The sequence below is a fragment of the uncultured Ruegeria sp. genome, from assembly GCF_947497005.1.
In the GTDB taxonomy this organism is placed as follows: Bacteria; Pseudomonadota; Alphaproteobacteria; order Rhodobacterales; family Rhodobacteraceae; genus Ruegeria.
This window is the reverse complement of sequence record NZ_CANMFF010000004.1, coordinates 33,676-50,850: the sequence shown is the minus strand read 5'-3', so window position 1 is coordinate 50,850 and position 17,175 is coordinate 33,676. Positions and strand designations below refer to the sequence as shown.

The following is a 17,175-nucleotide window of genomic DNA, read 5'->3' as shown; positions in this document are numbered from 1 at the left end:
AGAGCTACGAGGATAAACTGCACTTGTCAACTAACATGTTAGTATGATAGTTCAGAACCATGAACCGCCCACACGACATTGACGCCATCCGTCTTCCAGAAATTTCGACCTTCGAGGGATCACTTGCGCAACGGGTGTACCAATCCATCAAGCACGCAATCCTGGCACTGGACTTTCCGCCGGGGGCCAACCTCAAAAAAGCGCCAATCTGCGAACGCCTGGGCGTTTCGCGGGCACCGGTGTCGGACGCAATCACGAGGCTTGCTGCCGAAGGGTTGGTGGATGTGGTGCCGCAATCAGGTACACGAGTGTCCTATTTCTCGATGAATGAAATCCGTGAAGGCGCGTTTCTTCGAGAAGCTCTGGAACTGGCGACAGTGGCCAAAGTTGCACGCGACCTGACCGAAGATCAGCGCAAGAAGCTGAGCCGCAACATGCGCCTGCAAGACCTTCTGATCGAAGACGATGACGTCTCCGGTTTTTATCAGGCAGATGAGGAATTCCATGCCCTATTGATGGCGTTCACCGGAATGTTGCGCCTACCGGATGTGGCGCAGACCGTGTCGCTGCAAGTCAGCCGCGCGCGCATGCTTTTGTTGCCGACGCCGGGCCGGATCGCCGAAACACTCGCGGAACATCGTGCGATATTCGATGCCATCAGCATCCATGACGAGCGTGCTGCACAAGACGCCATGCGCCATCATCTGGGACAACTGATGCCTCGGATCGAACGGCTGCAGCAGGAAAAACCGCATCTGTTCAACTTAACCCCCAAAAGAATCCGAGAGGCAGGATGACCGTTTCATACACCACTCTTCTGAACAGTCGAACATCCCGACCCGTTCCGCTGACCCGAATGGGATTCGGCGGTGCGCCTTTGGGCAATCTGTACCGCAAAGTCTCGGACGCAGATGCGCAGGCTGCATTGCAGGCCGCATATGATGCGGGCATCCGCTTTTTCGACACCGCCCCACAATACGGGTTGGGCCGGTCAGAATATCGCTTTGGTGAAGCCATCAGGCGGTTCGGGCGCGAGAATATCCAGCTGTCGACTAAAATCGGTCGCTTGTTGCTGGAATGCGAGCCGCATGAAGTGACACCCGAGGCATTTGTGGACGTTCCGCAAAAGCGTATCGTGTTCGATTATACCTATGATGGTGTCATGCGATCCTACGAAGCCAGTCGGGACCGGATCGGTGTCGCCAATGCAGACATTCTTCTGGTGCATGATGTCTGCGTTTTCAGCCAGGGCAGTCAGGAAATGTCCGACGCCAAAGTCCGTGAACTGTTCGACCGCGGCGGGTTCAGAGCCCTGACAGAACTGCGCGCCGCAGGCGAGGTCGCAGCGATCGGCGCAGGTGTAAACGAGTGGCAGGTCTGCGAGAAACTTCTGGGCCTTGGCGATTTCGACGGGTTTCTGCTGGCCGGGCGCTACACCCTGTTGGAACAGGAAGCGTTGGACAGCTTCCTGCCGCTTTGCGAAAAACGTGACGTTGGCATCATTCTGGGCGGTCCCTACAATTCCGGCATTCTAGCCACCGGCCCGGTGCCCGGCGCAAAATACAATTACGCCGATGCCTCACCCGAGATCCTCGAACGTGTTCGCAAGATCGAAGCTGTTTGCGCAGCCCATGATACGCCATTGATCGCAGCGGCCCTGCAGTTCGTTCTGGGGCATCCTGCTGTCAAAACAGTGATCCCCGGCGCGGTCAGTTCCGCGGAAGTTCAATCCAACGTTGCCTTGCTGGAACACGAAATCCCGGCACAGCTTTGGTCAGACCTGCGCAGCGAAGGCCTGATCCGGCCAGATGCGCCCTTACCCAAGGACACCGCCGATGCTGCGTAATCTCGACCCGCTGCTGTCTCCTGAAATGCTGTATACCTTACGGGCCATGGGCCATGGCGATGAAATCGTGATCGCGGATGCCAATTTCCCAGGTTCCAGCTTTGGCCCCGACTGCATCCGTGCAGATGGCTCATCGGCAAGCGAATTGCTGAGCGCCGTATTGTCCGTCATGCCAATGGATACTTTTGTGCCCGATCCTGCCCTGACCATGCAGGTTGTCGGCGACCCGGCAGCCATACCCGAAGCCGTTGCTGATTTTCAAGGGATCATTGATGCTGAGGCCGACAACCCCGCCCAAATACAAGGCCTGGACCGGTTCACCTTTTACCAGCGCGCGGCCACCGCCTTTGCCATCATTCAGACCGGAGAACGCAGGCTGTATGGCAATATCATCCTGAAAAAAGGCGTGATTGCATGAAGATCGACGCCCATCAGCATTTTTGGGCTTTGGAACGTGGCGATTATGGATGGCTGACACCGGATCTGTCGCAGATCTACAGGGACTTCCGACCTGAAGATCTTGCCCCCTTGCTGCGAACACAGGGGATCGACGGGACCGTATTGGTTCAGGCCGCACCTACAATTGCCGAAACTGAATATATGTTGTCGCTGGCTGACCGGACGCCCTTCGTTAAGGGCGTGGTAGGCTGGGTCGATTTCGAAGCGCCGGATGCATCTGCGCAAATTTCAGCGCTTGCAGCACATCCCGTATTGGTCGGCCTGCGCCCGATGATCCAGGACATCGCCGATCCGAACTGGATGCTCGGCGACGCGCTGAGTCCAGCCTTTGACGCGCTTTTGTCAAACGACCTGACTTTTGATGCTCTCACCCTGCCCCGGCACCTTGGTCAGCTGCGCCAACTACTGGCACGACACCCGGAAATGCGGGTTGTAATCGATCATGGCTCCAAACCTCTGATCCGCGATGGCGTGATCGAGGGTTGGGCCGAAGACATGGCCGCACTGGCACGGGACACCTCCGCGTTTTGCAAATTGTCCGGCCTCGTCACCGAAGCCGCCCCTGATTGGACGGCCGATGCCCTGCGCCCCTATGTGCTGCACTTGCTGGATACATTCGGCCCATCACGCCTGATCTGGGGCAGCGACTGGCCGGTTTGCACACTTGCCAACAGCTATGAATACTGGGTTGAAACAACTGAAGATTTGCTGAGCATGCTGTCTCTGGATGATCGTGCCGCCATCTTGGGAGGGAACGCAGCGAAAGCCTATCATCTCAGGACGTGACATGGCTGCATCCAACCTCGACCCCCTGTTCGCCGTATTGAGAAATTAGCAATTCCACCTTCGAGGCGAATGGAAGGGAACTCCTTTCCAGAACATCGCCAGATCTGCTTGCCAGTAAGAATATGAGGACCAGAATGACATCGTTTCAACCTTCTGACCGATTGAAAGGCAAAACCGCATTCATCAGTGCGGCCGGCCAGGGCATTGGTCGCGCCACTGCCGAATTGTTTGCCGCCGAAGGAGCCCGCGTTTTTGCCAGCGACATAAACCAAGCCGCTTTAGCGGAGCTTTCAGAGATTGGCGGCGTTTCTCCAATTTACCTCGATGTGACAGACGCACACGCCGTGAAGCGTGTCGCAGCTGAGTTGCCGCCGCTGGATATCCTGTTCAACTGCGCTGGCCATGTAGCGAGCGGCTCAATCCTGGATTGCGAAGAAGAGGACTGGAACTTCAGCTTCGACCTGAATGTAAAGGCCATGTATCGCCTGATCCGTTTGACCCTGCCTGCTATGCTGGAACACGGCGGCGGATCTATCATCAACATGTCTTCGGTTGCGTCTTCGATGAAAGGCGTGCCGAACCGGTTTGCCTATTGCGCCTCAAAGGCGGCAGTAATCGGGCTGACCAAGTCGATAGCCGCCGATTTCGTCACGCAAGGCATTCGATGCAACGCCATATGCCCCGGAACTGTCGACAGCCCCAGCCTGCACGAGCGCCTGAAATCGACAGGCGATTATGAAAAGGCAATGACGAATTTTATCGCTCGCCAACCGATGGGGCGCATTGGTACGGCGAAAGAAGTTGCCGAGCTCGCGCTTTATCTTGCAAGCGACAGCAGCACATACACGACGGGTCAGCCCTTTGCCATTGATGGCGGCTGGACGACATAAGCTGAAAAGGATCACATCATGAAACTGTTACGCTTTGGTGCGTTGGGTGCGGAAAAGCCCGGTCTGCTGCACGAAGATGGCTCAATTCGCGACCTGTCGGGCATCATAGACGATATCTCCGGCGACGTCCTCAGTGATGAAGGACTGGCGCGGCTTCGTGCGTTGGACCCGACGGGCTTACCGGTGGTCGACGACAACGCCCGCCTCGGAGCATGCGTCGGCCATGTGGGCAAGTTTGTCTGCATCGGCCTGAACTATGCCGATCACGCCGCGGAAAGCGGTTTGGAATTGCCACAGGAGCCTGTGATTTTTTTCAAAGCCACATCGGCCATCAACGGCCCGAATGAAACGGTTGAAATCCCGCGAGGCTCAGTCAAAACAGATTGGGAAGTCGAATTGGGCGTAGTGATCGGCAAAGAGACAAAATACGTGACTGAAGCCGAAGCGATGGATCACATCGCAGGCTATTGCGTGGTCAACGACCTGTCAGAACGAGATTTTCAGCTGCACCGTTCAGGTCAGTGGGTCAAAGGCAAATCCGCCGACACGTTCGGACCCATCGGCCCTTGGTTGGTGACACGGGACGAGATAACTGACCCGCAGGACTTGCCGATGTATCTTGAAGTCAACGGCCATCGCTATCAGGACGGCTCGACTCAAACGATGCATTTCGGTGTGGCAACCGTGATCTCGCACCTGTCGCAATTCATGTCGCTGCAACCGGGTGATGTGATCTCGACCGGCACACCGCCGGGCGTTGGCATGGGGCAAAATCCACAGGTCTATCTGAAACCGGGTGACACGATGGAATTGGGTATCGAAGGCCTGGGCGTTCAAAAACAGAAGGTGATCGCAGGATAAGCAGGCGAAAGCAAATGCAGGCCCCAGAAAAAAGCAAATCAGGCGAGGTTTCCCTCGCCTGATTTTTTCATGACTTAGGCAACCAGATCGAACCGGTCGTTGTTCATGATCTTGGTCCAGGCCGCCACGAAATCGCGCACAAACTTCCCGGCATTGTCGTCCTGAGCATAGACTTCGGCATAGCCTCGCAGGATCGAGTTCGAGCCGAAGACCAGATCCGCGCTGGTTGCCGTGAACTTGACCTCACCCAAAGCGCGGTCACGCAGCTCGTAGGTGCCGCCATCTACCGGATGCCAGCTCAGCGACATATCCGTCAGATTGACGAAGAAGTCGGTGGTCAGCTGACCCACACGATCAGTGAAGACACCATGAGCCGATCCACCATGGTTGGCCCCCAGTACACGCAGGCCACCGACCAGAACGGTCATTTCGGCGGCGGTCAGACCTAGCAGCTGTGCGCGGTCCAGCATCATCGCTTCGGGCGATACGGCGTATTCCTTCAGTTGCCAGTTGCGGAACCCGTCGGCCAGTGGTTCTAGCACCGAGAAGCTGTCGGCGTCTGTCTGCTCGTCTGTCGCGTCACCACGACCGGCCGAGAACGGAACCGCCACGTCAAAGCCTGCGGCCTTGATCGACTGTTCCAGACCAACATTGCCTGCCAATACGATCACGTCAGCAATCGATGCACCGGTTTCAGCTGCGATCGGCTCCAGCACACCCAGCACTTTTGCCAGACGTTCGGGTTCGTTCCCCGCCCAGTCCTTCTGCGGCGCCAGACGGATGCGCGCGCCATTGGCGCCACCGCGTTTGTCCGAGCCACGGAAAGTGCGCGCGCTGTCCCATGCCGTGTTGATCATCTCGACTGCGGTCAGACCGCTGTCCGCGATCTTCGCCTTGACGGCACCGACGTCATAGCCGGTCGAACCTGCGGGGATCGGATCCTGCCAGACCAGCTCTTCCGAGGGAACATCTGGGCCATAGTAGTTAACGCGCGGACCCATGTCGCGGTGGGTCAGCTTGAACCATGCGCGCGCAAAGGTATCGGCGAAATAGTCCGGGTCGGCCATGAATTTCTGACAGATCGCATTATAGGTCGGGTCGATTTTCATCGCCATATCCGCATCGGTCATGACCGGCATACGGCGAACGGACGGATCGGTCGGGTCGGCAGGCTTTTCGTCTTCCGGCATGTCGATGGGTTGCCACTGTTGCGCACCTGCGGGCGATTTACCCAACTCCCATTCGTAGCCGAATAGGTAGTCGAAAAAGCCCATGTCAAACTGGGTCGGGTTTTTCGTCCATGCACCCTCGACGCCCGACGTAAAGGCGTTGGTCGCCTTGCCATTCTGGTCGGGGTTGTCCCATCCCAGACCCTGACCGGACACCGGGCAGGCTTCGGGCTCGGCGCCGATATGATCGCCTGCCATCGCACCGTGAGCTTTGCCGACCGTGTGACCACCGCAGGTCAGTGCCGCGGTCTCTTCGTCATCCATCGCCATACGGGCGAATGTTTCACGGATATGTAGCGCGGTTCTTGCCGGGTCCGGGTTACCGTTCACGCCTTCGGGGTTCACATAGATCAGGCCCATGTGAACCGCGCCCAACGGGTTTTCCAACGTTCCCGGTGTTTCCAGATCACCATAGCGGTTCTCGGACGGGGCCAGCCACTGGTTTTCCGAACCCCAGTAAACGTCTTTCTCCGGGCCCCAGATATCTTCGCGGCCGAAACCAAAGCCAAAGGTCTTCAGACCCATGGATTCATACGCAATGGTTCCCGACAAAACGATCAGGTCCGCCCAGGACAGCGCGTTGCCATATTTCTTTTTCGCAGGCCACAGCAACCGGCGGGCTTTGTCCAGGCTGGCATTGTCAGGCCAGGAATTTACCGGAGCAAAACGGATATTGCCCGAGCCAGCACCACCGCGCCCATCGCCCAAACGGTACGACCCGGCCGAGTGCCACGCCAGACGGATCATCAGCCCGCCATAGTGACCCCAGTCAGCCGGCCACCAATCCTGGCTGTCGGTCAGCAACGCCTCGACGTCAGCACGAACCGCTTTGAAATCCAGACCTTTGACCGCATCACGGTGGTTGTAATCCGCATCCATCGGATTGGTGCGCGTGTCGTGCTGGCTCAGAATGTCTAGGTTCAGCGCATCCGGCCACCATTTGGTGACTGAATTGCCCGTGCCCGTGTTCCCGCCATGCATGACAGGGCAACCGCCGGATTGATGATTGTGGGGGGTGCCGTCCATTGTAAATCTCCTGAGTATTTACCTAGGGGTTCAGATGACTTGACTCGTACCCTACCGCTTCGATAATTGGAAATTTGTAATTACTATCATTGTGATAAATTTTTCCTATGAAAGCACTGACCCTCAAACACCTGCGCTATTTCGAAGCCCTCGCCACCCACGGTCACTTTGGCAAGGCCGCGGCTGCAAGTGCGATATCACAGCCCGCGCTTTCCATACAAATCAAAGAGCTGGAAGCGATCATGGGTGGGCCGCTCGTCGAACGCGCGGCTCGTGAAACCCGCCTGACAGCGCTTGGCGAAGACGTGCTGAAACGTGGCCGAGAAATCCTGACACGGGTAGAAGATCTGGGGAATTTGGTGCAATCCCCCTCGGGCCCCTTGTCCGGTCGCATTAGAATCGGGGTCATACCCACAGTCGCACCTTATTTGCTGCCCTCGATCATCAAAGCGCTGTCGCGGCGATTCCCGCAACTTACCATCGAACCCAAAGAGACGATCACCCAGACCTTGATCGGCGAAATTTTGGACTCACGGTTGGATTTTGGGGTCGTCGCCCTGCCGGTCTCGGAACCCAGCCTTCGGGAATTCTCGCTGTTCAACGAAGATTTTCTACTTGTCCGTCCGGTGCAGGATGCCGACCTGCCAACGCCAAGTTCGTCACAACTCAGAACCATGCGCCTGCTGCTGTTGGAAGAGGGGCATTGTTTCAGGGATCAGGCCTTGTCTTTCTGCTCAATCCGCAACATCGAACCACAACACATCATGGAAGGCAGTTCACTTTCCACACTGGTGCAGATGGTCGGGGCGGGCATTGGCGTGACGCTGATACCTGAAATGGCGGTTGGGCTGGAAACCCGATCCGCCGACGTCTCCATTGCCCGGTTTCAGGACACCCCGCCTACCCGCACAATTGGTCTGATCTGGCGAAAGACCAACCCGCTCGGCGAAAACCTTCTGAAAATAGGCGCAATTATCCGCAAAACCGCTGAGGAAAACATATCGGGTACAGATCAGTTCGAGCAGGAAGAAAACGCATGACCCACCGCATCCGACCTTTTGCGTTGCGCTCCGACCAAAGGCCAGGACTCAATCTTCCCCGGTATAAAACCCGATCACATCGTTTTCAGTCGTTGCACCCAACCCGTTCAGTAACCGATTAGAATAGTTGAAATAGGCGCAAACCTGATTGACTTCCAGGATCTCTACGTCCTCGCAGCCTGCAATCTTGAGCGCTTCGAAATCCGACTTCACCATCTTGCCGACATCGGTCGTCAGCTTACCGGCATATCTCAACAGCGCCAGTTCTTTGCCATTGAATTCATCCTCGGGCCGATGCGCCTTGAGCGCGACAAAAATCCGGTTACTGCGCGGCTGGTCCTTCAGTAGGTTGCGCACGTTCATGAAATGATGGGTCAGTGAATAAGTGCGGTCGTTCAGGATCGACGTATAGCTGGCCACAACCCCAAGAAACCAGAACGGCAACTGGTTGTCATCCGAATGCAGGACCAAACGGTACAGCGTCACATGCCCGTTCATCGTCTCGGGTCGCAATGAATGGACACGCATGACCGTATCTACGGTGCCATGAGGGGTGCGGGATTTATCAAGCAGCTCTTTCAGGCGGCCATCGGCCTTGTCGTCCGAGATCATCCCGATCCAAGCACTCATAGCAACGTCTCCTGTCCTGTTTGGGCTCAGCTTATGAACAAAGCCCACCATCATGTCAGTTAACTTTTTTCGTATGGTGAAACTTTTACTGGATCACAGAAACGTGAAAAAGGTAAAATACCCAGGCGGGGGTTTATAAGGATCAGCCAAAATGCACAGTCCAGAGCTTATGGCGGGCGCTGAAAACCTGTTGGTCAGGTGCGGCGGCCTGACGGCGGGCGGCCAGTTGCTTGTGATCTGCGAGGATGCAGCGAACGGCTACTATGATGCTGAAATCACAGGGGCTATCATCGACTGTGCTCGGCAAAACCGGATCAACACCGCTGTTCAAACCGTTCCTTTCGATCCCATGGGCCCATTGGTGCCAGAGGATCTGAAAACGGCGATGAAAACAGCCGACCGCACCCTGTTTCTATCGCGCACCGGTGATCAAATTCGATTCGACGCGGGCATGACGGACGTACGCCCCATCATGTCTTACGCGCTGGATGCCGGAATGCTGTCTTCAGGCTTTGGACGGGCAAATTATTCAGGGTTTGTTAAACTGAAGAACGCGGTCAACGCGCTGCTGGCCAACGCCGGACGCATCCACGTGACCTGCCCACTGGGCACCGACTTCAGCGGCCCGGGCGCTGCCTTCCCCCGCACAGGCGCCGCAGATGTCAGCGTCACGCGTTTTCCGATGTCGGTCTTTGCGCCGGTTCCAGCGCAAGGATTTTCCGGCGTTCTGGTTCAGGACGGGTTTCTTGTTGGCACCGGATCGAAGTTCTATGACCCATACGGCTGTGATCTGCGCGAGCCACTGGCCATCCGGTTCGAAGACAACCTCCTGACCGGCTTCAACGGCCATCCCATGGACGTACATTGCGCACAGATGCATTATGAAAAAGTGGGCCAGATGTTCGACCTTGATCCCCTGACCATGCACTCTTGGCACGCAGGCATCCACCCGGGCTGCGCCTATACCACCCCTGCCCAAAGCAACTTTGAACGTTGGAGCGGATCAGCCTTTGGCAACCCGCGCCTGCTGCATTTTCACACTTGCGGGCATTATGCGCCGGGCGAGATTTCGCTGAATGTGCTTGATCCGACGATCCGGGTGGACGGAGTTGCGATCTGGGATGCAGGCGTGCTCCGAGCCGATCTGTTGCCCAGCGGGGCTGAGATCCTCGACCAGTATCCCTGTATCAAATCGGTGTTCGACTCCCCTGCCCAACAGGTGGGCCAAAGCGCGAACGGGCGCTTGTCAGCCAGTTGATCAACCGGCCTCTTGCGCTATCCGTTTTGCGACCCGCGCCCGAAACCGCATCGCGCCCGCGTCCAGCCCAAGGTTGAAATACCCGGTCTTGCGCCGGGCCATGCCGGTCTGGACGTATTCCAAAACCTCTTTATCCTCGTTGAAGGCTATGACCGCGCCCTCGAACATGCGCTGCGACATAGCCGCGTCATCTGCATGCATGTTGCGGTGCTGGAACCAGAAATACCGCGAAGTTTCCGCATCGACCGGCGTGATGAAATTGTATGAAATGTTGACGAACGCATTGGGCGACATCGGCCGATCCGCCCCACCCTCGCCCGTCGGAGTGTATACAGACATGTTGATCGCAGTGGACGGCAGACGGCATTCGTAATGCTGCTTGCGGTCGCAGCTTGGACCAAACGGCAGGATCGGCGCGTAATAGGGCGGCGCGGGCTCATCAGCGATCCAACGCGAAACGATGACACCGCCTTCCGATTCCTCAAGATCGAGCGGACGGTTATCCGTCCCTGCCCCGGCGAATGAGGTCAGATGCACCCTGGCGACGTGGCTTGGATCCAGCAGATTGTCGATGATGTAGAGGTAATGGCACGCCATCTCCATCGCGCTGGTCCGGGTCTTGCCCCATGTCGGGTTGTCGAAAATTGGGGATATCTATGATACCGTCCGTGCTTGCTTGTTCCGGATCCCCCATCCAGAGCCACAGATACCCCCAGCGATCCTCGGCCGGGTAGGCATGCACAGCAGCGGGGCGCGGCGGATTGTCCAACTGCGTCGGCGCGCTGACGCATTGGCCGCCGCAGTCAAAGGTCAGACCATGATATCCGCACCACATGGTCGCCTTCGATTGTGCCCCGTGACAGCGGCAGTTTGCGGTGCGGACAGGCGTCCTCCAAAGCAATCGCCTTACCCGAGGTGTCGCGATAGATCACGATCTCTTCGTCCAGCATCCGCACGGCGCTCAGGCTGCGGCCAAAATCCTCTGACCGTCCGGCGACATACCAGCAGTTTCGAATAAAACCGTCAGCTCCGGCCAGATCAGGACGCATGGCTGTTACTCCGAAAACACATCATAAGCCTTGAGCGCCTTGGCGCTGTACGCATAAGACGGCCCGCCGCCCATGTAAGTTGCCATGGCCAACGCTTCGCACATCTCTTCGCGGGTGGCGCCCAAGCGAACCAAAGAGCGTACGTGAAACCCGATGCAACTGTCGCAGCGGGTTGCGATGGCAATGCCAAGCGCCATGAACTCCTTGGTTTTCTCGCTCAGCACGCCATCGGTCTTGGCCGCCTTGCCCATGATACCAAAGCCGCGCACCGTTTCGGGCACTTCCTTCGAGAAGGTTCCTATATTGGCCTCGGTTTCGGCCATGAAATCTTTCCAATCCATTTCTTAACTCCTTATCCGCGCTCGTCCGCGCCCATGCGACGCTCCAGCCAGCGCACCCCTGCTGATATGATCAAAACCAGGATCAGGTATTCGAAAATCAGCAGGGTGTAGATTTCCAGCGGCCGGTATTCCGTCACCACCAGTTCATTCGCGCGCCGGGTCAGTTCCTGCATCCCGATGACGCTGGCAAAGGCGCTCATTTTGACGATGTAGATGAACTGGTTCGCCAAAGGCGGCAGAATGCGCCGGATTGCTTGCGGCAGAATTACATAGCGCATGGTTTGCACATAGTTCAGCCCGATGGTTTGCGCCGCCTCACGTTGCCCACGTGCGATGGATTGAATGCCAGCCCGATAAATCTCGGCAGTGAATGCACTGTCGGAAACCGCCAGAGTAATGATCGCGCCCCAGAACGGATCAATTGGGACGTTCATACCCATCGACTGAAAGACGATGGGCAGGCCGTAAAAGACCCAAAATAGCATCGGCAGCAAAGGGATGGCGCGAACGAACTCCACATAGATCCGGTTGAGCAACCGCCAACCACGTTTCTCGGACAAGCCCGGCAGGGCCACCAGCAACCCAATGACGATCGACATCACGGCAGCGATCAGAGAGATCTGGATCGTCGCGCCCATCCCCGAAATCAGGAACTTCACGTTGGTCCAACCCGACGCCTTGGTCGGGTCGATCACATACCAGCCCCAAGTCTGAGACGACGAACAGCCTGCCAGCAATAGCAGGGGCGTTATCATAAGAAGTTTTTTCATGGACCCCTCTCAGTGCTGCAGTATCTGGGACAGGAATTGGCGACACCGGTCGGATTGGGGTGCGGTGAAGAAATGTTCGGGATTGCCTTCTTCGACAATTTCGCCCGCGTCCATGAAGATCATTTTATCCGCTACCTTGCGAGCAAACCCCATCTCATGCGTTACAACCACCATGGTCATGCCTTCATCCGCCAGTTCGACCATCACGTCCAACACCTCCGAGATCATTTCGGGGTCCAGCGCCGAAGTCGGTTCGTCAAACAGCAGCACGCGCGGTTCCATACACAGCGACCGCGCAATGGCCACGCGTTGCTGCTGACCGCCCGACAACTGAACAGGCTTTTTGTCCGCCTGATCGGGAATATGCACCCGGTCCAGATAATGACGCGCTTTTTCCTCTGCCTCTTTCCGGCTCAAGCCTCGCGCCTTGATCGGCCCCAAAGTCAGGTTCTCTAGCACGGTCAGATGCGGGAAAAGATTGAATTGCTGGAACACCATGCCAACCTCGGACCGGATGGTGGCCACGGACTTGGCATCATCCGTCAGCTCGATCCCGTCCACGCGAATGGTGCCTTTCTGGTGCTTTTCCAACTGGTTGATACATCGCACAACAGTGGACTTGCCCGACCCAGAAGGTCCGCAGATCACTACTTTTTCGCCGCTTTTCACTGTCAGATTGATATCCTTGAGAACGTGAAACGTGTCGAACCACTTGTTCACGCCCACAAGTTCGATTGCGGCGTCTTGCATAAGCTGAACTGCCCCTGTTTTAGTCACAGTATAATATTTTCTTGAGGTTATCTTTCCCTTTGGGCTTAAATCAATGATGAATACGACAACAAGGTCGAAACGCCACCAACGGGAGAAACCTATGAACACTTTTTGGAAAGCTGCGGCCGCTGCCGCGCTTGGACTTGTATTGTCAGGCGCAGCGCACGCGCAATCTGCACTAAACGAGGTGCTGGACTCCGGCGTGCTCAAGGTTGGGACCACCGGCGACTGGAACCCCATGTCTCTGCGCGACCCTGCAACCAACAGCTACAAAGGGTACGACATCGACATCATGAACGAACTGGCCGCCGATCTGGGGGTTGAGGTCGAGTATGTGCCAACCGACTGGAAAACACTGGTCAACGGTGTGGTAGCCGGCAAGTATCATCTGACCGGCTCAGCATCGATTTCACCGCCGCGCATGAAGGTCGCGGGCTTTTCCGACAGCTACATCGCGGTCGAACTTTTCCCCTATACCACCAAAGAAAAGGCCGACAAGTTCGACGGTTATGACTCGATCAACCAGCCCGGCGTAAAGGTCGCGACCACCCTGGGCACCACATTCGAAAAACGTGTCCGCGAATGGTTCCCGAACGCTGATATCAAGGTGGTCGAAGCCCCGGCGCGCGGTTTTCAGGAAGTGATCGCAGGACGTGCCGATGTGTTCATCACGTCGAACATCGAAGGGTCGACCCTTGAGGCGAAATTCCCGGTGGAACGTGTGAAGAACGCAGGCCCCCGTTCGCCATCGCCCATCGCGATGATCCTGCCGCAGGGCGACCAGGTCTGGATCAACTACGTGAACAACTGGATCGAAGTGAAAAAGGCCCAGGGCTTCTTCGAAGCAAATCGCGAGAGATGGGGTCTCTGAAACCCCTCAAATTGGTTGATTTCCTAAACGCCCGGCCCAGCAACCGGGCGTTTTTAATTGTCCCCTGACACGGCTTTGGCGACCACGGTGACAAAGCTGACCCTGTCTGTTTTCAATTCCATCGGCCCATGAGTGGCATTTGAATCAAAACTCAGGCTGTCACCGGAGCGCATATGATAAGCGGCTTCACCGCAGCCATAGACCATCTCACCATCTGTTACATGGATGAATTCGACCCCCTGGTGTTGATAAAGCGGGCGTTTGTCCAAAGGGCCTTCCAATGTGACGTTGAAACTCTCGAAGCTGACATGTTTCGCCTCGGCCCGACCGATCAGCTTGTAACTGTGCCCGAAACCGCTGCCCAACCGCTGAACAGTCACGCCTTCGCCCGCAGCCACAAATGACACATCCGTGCGCTCGACAGTGCCGGCGAAAAAGTTGATCAGGGGAACTCCGATTCCACCCGCCAGGGCCTCCAGAGTTGCCAGCGAAGCAGACACCTGTCCGCGTTCGATCTTGGATATCATCGCCGTGGACACACCGGACCGCTGTGACAGTTCGGCCAGCGTCAATCCAGCCAGCGTCCGATGCGCTTTCACGGCGGACCCAACCACTTGATCCAGAGGCGGTTTTTCAGCGGCAAGAACAGGTGAAACTTCCATTTGCGAAGACTATCGACACGCGTGAAAAAGGCAACGGAATTGTCCGCGCATTTGCAGAGCAAACTCAAAAGGAAATCCCTTAGCGCTTTTCAGAATATCATCGGCCCGGTCGTTCAGTTTTGCAAACCTTTCAGCAAATGATCTTCGGGCAGGACCAAGCTGAACACTTTTGAGACAATGGGCAGCGTTTCCTGAGTTGCGCTCTTCGGGTTGCCAAAAACAGCATTCAGTCGACCGTATCGACGCGAATTGTTCTGATACTGGGATCAACACGGCTATAGGCCGCCAGCAATCGAGCAGTCCATTTTTGCGCAATGTAATCCGCCATGAAACGCGATGGCGCAACAAGGGTGACACGCCCCCCCGCCCTTTCAGCTTCGGATAGATGTTGAAACCAACTTGCCCACAGTTCGGGATCTCGCCCATGCAGAATCGTTTGCACCTGAGACCACACGTCTGCGTCCGCGACGCCTGCTCCCGCAGGCTTTGTTGTGAATGGTACGATATTTGTTTCGGGTTCGGGCTCCTCACTCATTCGAGCCTCGAAATCGGATCCGATGACGGACCATACCTCCTGGGTATCGATCATGATCTGTTTGAGGTCGATTTCGTAGACGGCTACGCGGCCCCTCGCAGCAGGACGTTTGACCGTTACCCACCCTAATGCGCGAAATTTGGCCATTTCGCGCTTTACGGTTCTTTCGTTCACTGTCCAAAGGCGCGAAATTTCTTCACGCCCTATCGATAATTCGTTGTTTCTCCAGTTATAACGGGTCGTAATCAGCGCGATAATACGCAGCATGCTACGTTGTCGATGCTTGTCACCAGACAAGGCATGAACGCTTAGTGCAGATAGTATATCGTATTTTAAGGCCGCCGCATTTCGCCCGACCGGTTTAGCAATCTGCATTCCCGTTCTCACCGCTCTGTGTGCCTCAGACGGGTGTGTCCCGCCAATCTTGCGCTGTTTGCCAACGCTTTTCGTCATCTTGAGCTAATTAGCGTCCAAAGCTTCGATTCTGTCAAGCAGAGTCTGAAACGGGTTGGAATTTTGCACCAATCGACCTCATCAAATAAATAAGATTTTGGTGAAGTATTGGTGAGGGGGGACGCGTTGAATGACCCCTTATTGGGGTGTTATGTCCCCCAATATGTGGCCTTTAAAGGTGATCTGCCCCCCTAAATGCAGCGGTATGCCGATACGAATCACAGCGCTTGTTCCCTCAGGCCGACGAATCGCTCATAGCCTTGCAGGGCCTTGTTTTCTTACCCACGGGTAAGATTGCAGTCTTATCATATTTTCTTTTGCGTAATGTGCAAATCGGGCGTAAATAAGAAACGAGCAGAATTTTACGTTCCAAACTAAGAGACATGAGGCATGTACACGCACGAAGACCTGAATGCATTGCGCAATCAATCCCTCAAGCTGCAAGGATGGATTCGCCAGCAGACCTTTAGCCCGGAGATGGAGAAGACGCTCCGCCGGTTTTCCAGTTGGGAGGTGTCTGAGCTGATCTTCCGGGTCAACCAGTCGACCTTTCGTGGAAAACTGGCCGCTGATCCCTCGCTGCCGGGCGGCGAGGTTGAACCGGAAGGGCGGCAGCGCTGGTTCAGCCTGGAGGAAGTGAATGAACTGCGGCGACGACTCAAGGTGAACCGCAAGTCCCTTATGCCTCCGCGTCCCGAGGGCAAGCGCGCAATTCGCGCGGCTGTTGCGAACTTCAAAGGTGGCGCTGGTAAATCCACTGTGGCTTTGCATCTGGCTCATGCGGCCGCGCTTGATGGCTATCGGGTTCTCGTGGTCGATTTCGACCCTCAGGCCACGTTGAGCCATTCGATGGGTCTGACCGACGTTGCCGAGGATTATACCGTCTGGGGGATCATGGCGCGTGACCTGATCCGCGAAACGGAACGTATGAACAACCGACCTGCTGCCGCTGAATCAGGTACCGCCCTGCCCCGCCGGGAGTTACCACCCACGATCACGGATATGGGGCTTGGTGATCTGAGGATCGGCGATTTCATCAGGAAGACCTCTTGGTCAACTATCGATGCGGTACCGTCATGTGCGAACGCAGCCTTCGTCGAGTTCGCCTCGGCGCAGTATCGCCATCTGAATCCAGAGTGGTCTTTCTTTGCAGCTGTATCTCGTTACCTTGATCAGATTCCAGATGATGCCTACGATCTGATCCTGTTTGATTGTCCTCCGGCCATTGGGTATCAGTCCATGAACGCAGTGTTTGCCGCGGACATGCTGTATATCCCCTCGGGCCCCGGATATTGGGAGTACGATTCCACGACATCGTTTATCGGTCAGCTGGCCGAGGCTCTGGAGGATCTGGCATACGGGTTCGACAAAACCTTACCCACGGGTAAGATTGGCCTTCCTAAAACTTTCTGCGAGTTGAGGTTTCTTCTGACACGATATGAGCCAGGCAACGCACTGCATCTGGCAATGTTCGACGCATTTCAGAAAGTTTTTGGCGAACACGTCGCCGAACACCCGGTCGAGATGACGCGCGCCGTCGAACAATCGGGCCGATTCCTCAGTTCAGTGTACGAGATGGACTATCGCGAAATGACCCGGGAAACTTGGCGTCGAGCGCGTTCCACCTTTGACAATGTCTATGGAGAATTCCGGGGCGTGATGCTGTCGGCGTGGGACAAGCTGGAGGATGATGTATGA

Annotated in this window: 19 protein-coding genes; 10 read left to right on the top strand and 9 right to left on the bottom strand. The window is 56.2% G+C overall.

Annotated features, from left to right (window positions below; translation table 11 throughout):
• Positions 1-59 precede the first annotated feature (59 nt).
• The 6 genes from Q0816_RS06980 to Q0816_RS06955 all read left to right on the top strand — a co-directional run bounded on the left by Q0816_RS06980 (position 60) and on the right by Q0816_RS06955 (position 4,842).
• Positions 60-797, top strand: a complete 738-nt coding sequence (locus Q0816_RS06980; RefSeq protein ID WP_298848988.1) for a GntR family transcriptional regulator — start codon at positions 60-62, stop codon at positions 795-797.
• The gene (locus Q0816_RS06975; protein ID WP_298848986.1) at positions 794-1,846 is read left to right on the top strand and encodes an aldo/keto reductase; all 1,053 of its coding nucleotides are present in this window, start codon (positions 794-796) and stop codon (positions 1,844-1,846) included. The genes Q0816_RS06980 and Q0816_RS06975 overlap by 4 nt, the downstream gene beginning before the upstream one ends.
• Positions 1,836-2,264, top strand: coding sequence for an RbsD/FucU domain-containing protein (locus Q0816_RS06970; RefSeq protein ID WP_298848984.1), 429 nt, complete (start codon positions 1,836-1,838; stop codon positions 2,262-2,264). The genes Q0816_RS06975 and Q0816_RS06970 overlap by 11 nt, the downstream gene beginning before the upstream one ends.
• Positions 2,261-3,091 carry an amidohydrolase gene (locus tag Q0816_RS06965; protein ID WP_298848982.1) on the top strand — a complete coding sequence of 277 codons (831 nt, stop codon included), beginning with the start codon at positions 2,261-2,263 and terminating at the stop codon, positions 3,089-3,091. Before Q0816_RS06970 ends, Q0816_RS06965 begins: the two co-directional genes overlap by 4 nt.
• A 134-nt stretch (positions 3,092-3,225) precedes the next feature.
• The gene (locus tag Q0816_RS06960) at positions 3,226-3,981 is read left to right on the top strand and encodes an SDR family oxidoreductase (RefSeq protein WP_298848980.1); all 756 of its coding nucleotides are present in this window, start codon (positions 3,226-3,228) and stop codon (positions 3,979-3,981) included.
• 18 nt (positions 3,982-3,999) lie between these two features.
• A complete protein-coding gene (locus tag Q0816_RS06955; RefSeq protein ID WP_298848979.1) occupies positions 4,000-4,842 on the top strand; it encodes a fumarylacetoacetate hydrolase family protein in 843 nt (280 codons plus the stop codon).
• A 74-nt stretch (positions 4,843-4,916) separates the two neighbouring features.
• Here Q0816_RS06955 and katG read toward each other — a convergent pair whose 3' ends face one another.
• Positions 4,917-7,097 (bottom strand): catalase/peroxidase HPI, encoded by a 2,181-nt coding sequence (gene katG, locus Q0816_RS06950; protein ID WP_298848977.1) that lies wholly within the window; start codon positions 7,095-7,097, stop codon positions 4,917-4,919.
• 107 nt (positions 7,098-7,204) lie between these two features.
• Between katG and Q0816_RS06945 the strand changes: the two genes are divergently transcribed.
• Positions 7,205-8,137, top strand: coding sequence for a hydrogen peroxide-inducible genes activator (locus tag Q0816_RS06945; protein ID WP_298848976.1), 933 nt, complete (start codon positions 7,205-7,207; stop codon positions 8,135-8,137).
• Positions 8,138-8,185: 48 nt separating this feature from the next.
• Here the strand turns inward: Q0816_RS06945 and Q0816_RS06940 are convergent, their stop codons facing one another.
• Positions 8,186-8,767 (bottom strand): alkylhydroperoxidase, encoded by a 582-nt coding sequence (locus Q0816_RS06940; RefSeq protein WP_298848975.1) that lies wholly within the window; start codon positions 8,765-8,767, stop codon positions 8,186-8,188.
• A 151-nt stretch (positions 8,768-8,918) separates the two neighbouring features.
• On the opposite strand from Q0816_RS06940, the gene Q0816_RS06935 reads away from it, so the two are divergent.
• Positions 8,919-10,025 carry a hypothetical protein gene (locus Q0816_RS06935; protein ID WP_298848974.1) on the top strand — a complete coding sequence of 369 codons (1,107 nt, stop codon included), beginning with the start codon at positions 8,919-8,921 and terminating at the stop codon, positions 10,023-10,025.
• Here the strand turns inward: Q0816_RS06935 and Q0816_RS06930 are convergent, their stop codons facing one another.
• From Q0816_RS06930 to Q0816_RS06910, 5 genes are all read right to left on the bottom strand, one after another.
• The gene (locus Q0816_RS06930) at positions 10,026-10,628 is read right to left on the bottom strand and encodes an RHO alpha subunit C-terminal catalytic domain-containing protein (RefSeq protein WP_298848973.1); all 603 of its coding nucleotides are present in this window, start codon (positions 10,626-10,628) and stop codon (positions 10,026-10,028) included. It abuts the gene before it with no gap.
• Positions 10,629-10,828: 200 nt separating this feature from the next.
• Entirely contained in the window at positions 10,829-11,074 is a 246-nt protein-coding gene (locus tag Q0816_RS06925) for a Rieske 2Fe-2S domain-containing protein (protein WP_298848972.1), read from the bottom strand.
• 5 nt (positions 11,075-11,079) lie between these two features.
• Positions 11,080-11,415 carry a carboxymuconolactone decarboxylase family protein gene (locus tag Q0816_RS06920; RefSeq protein WP_298848971.1) on the bottom strand — a complete coding sequence of 112 codons (336 nt, stop codon included), beginning with the start codon at positions 11,413-11,415 and terminating at the stop codon, positions 11,080-11,082.
• Between the two features lie 11 nt (positions 11,416-11,426).
• Positions 11,427-12,185: an amino acid ABC transporter permease gene (locus Q0816_RS06915; protein ID WP_298848968.1), complete on the bottom strand. Its 759-nt coding sequence runs from the start codon at positions 12,183-12,185 to the stop codon at positions 11,427-11,429.
• Between the two features lie 9 nt (positions 12,186-12,194).
• Entirely contained in the window at positions 12,195-12,935 is a 741-nt protein-coding gene (locus tag Q0816_RS06910) for an amino acid ABC transporter ATP-binding protein (protein WP_298848967.1), read from the bottom strand.
• 121 nt (positions 12,936-13,056) lie between these two features.
• Between Q0816_RS06910 and Q0816_RS06905 the strand changes: the two genes are divergently transcribed.
• The gene (locus Q0816_RS06905) at positions 13,057-13,827 is read left to right on the top strand and encodes a transporter substrate-binding domain-containing protein (protein WP_298848966.1); all 771 of its coding nucleotides are present in this window, start codon (positions 13,057-13,059) and stop codon (positions 13,825-13,827) included.
• A 53-nt stretch (positions 13,828-13,880) separates the two neighbouring features.
• On the opposite strand, the gene Q0816_RS06900 is transcribed toward Q0816_RS06905, so the two are convergent.
• Together Q0816_RS06900 and Q0816_RS06895 are read right to left on the bottom strand one after the other, a co-directional pair.
• Positions 13,881-14,489 (bottom strand): XRE family transcriptional regulator, encoded by a 609-nt coding sequence (locus Q0816_RS06900; RefSeq protein WP_298848965.1) that lies wholly within the window; start codon positions 14,487-14,489, stop codon positions 13,881-13,883.
• A gap of 226 nt (positions 14,490-14,715) precedes the next feature.
• Positions 14,716-15,399 (bottom strand): DnaA N-terminal domain-containing protein, encoded by a 684-nt coding sequence (locus tag Q0816_RS06895; protein ID WP_298848964.1) that lies wholly within the window; start codon positions 15,397-15,399, stop codon positions 14,716-14,718.
• 468 nt (positions 15,400-15,867) lie between these two features.
• On the opposite strand from Q0816_RS06895, the gene Q0816_RS06890 reads away from it, so the two are divergent.
• The gene (locus Q0816_RS06890; protein WP_298848963.1) at positions 15,868-17,175 is read left to right on the top strand and encodes an AAA family ATPase; all 1,308 of its coding nucleotides are present in this window, start codon (positions 15,868-15,870) and stop codon (positions 17,173-17,175) included.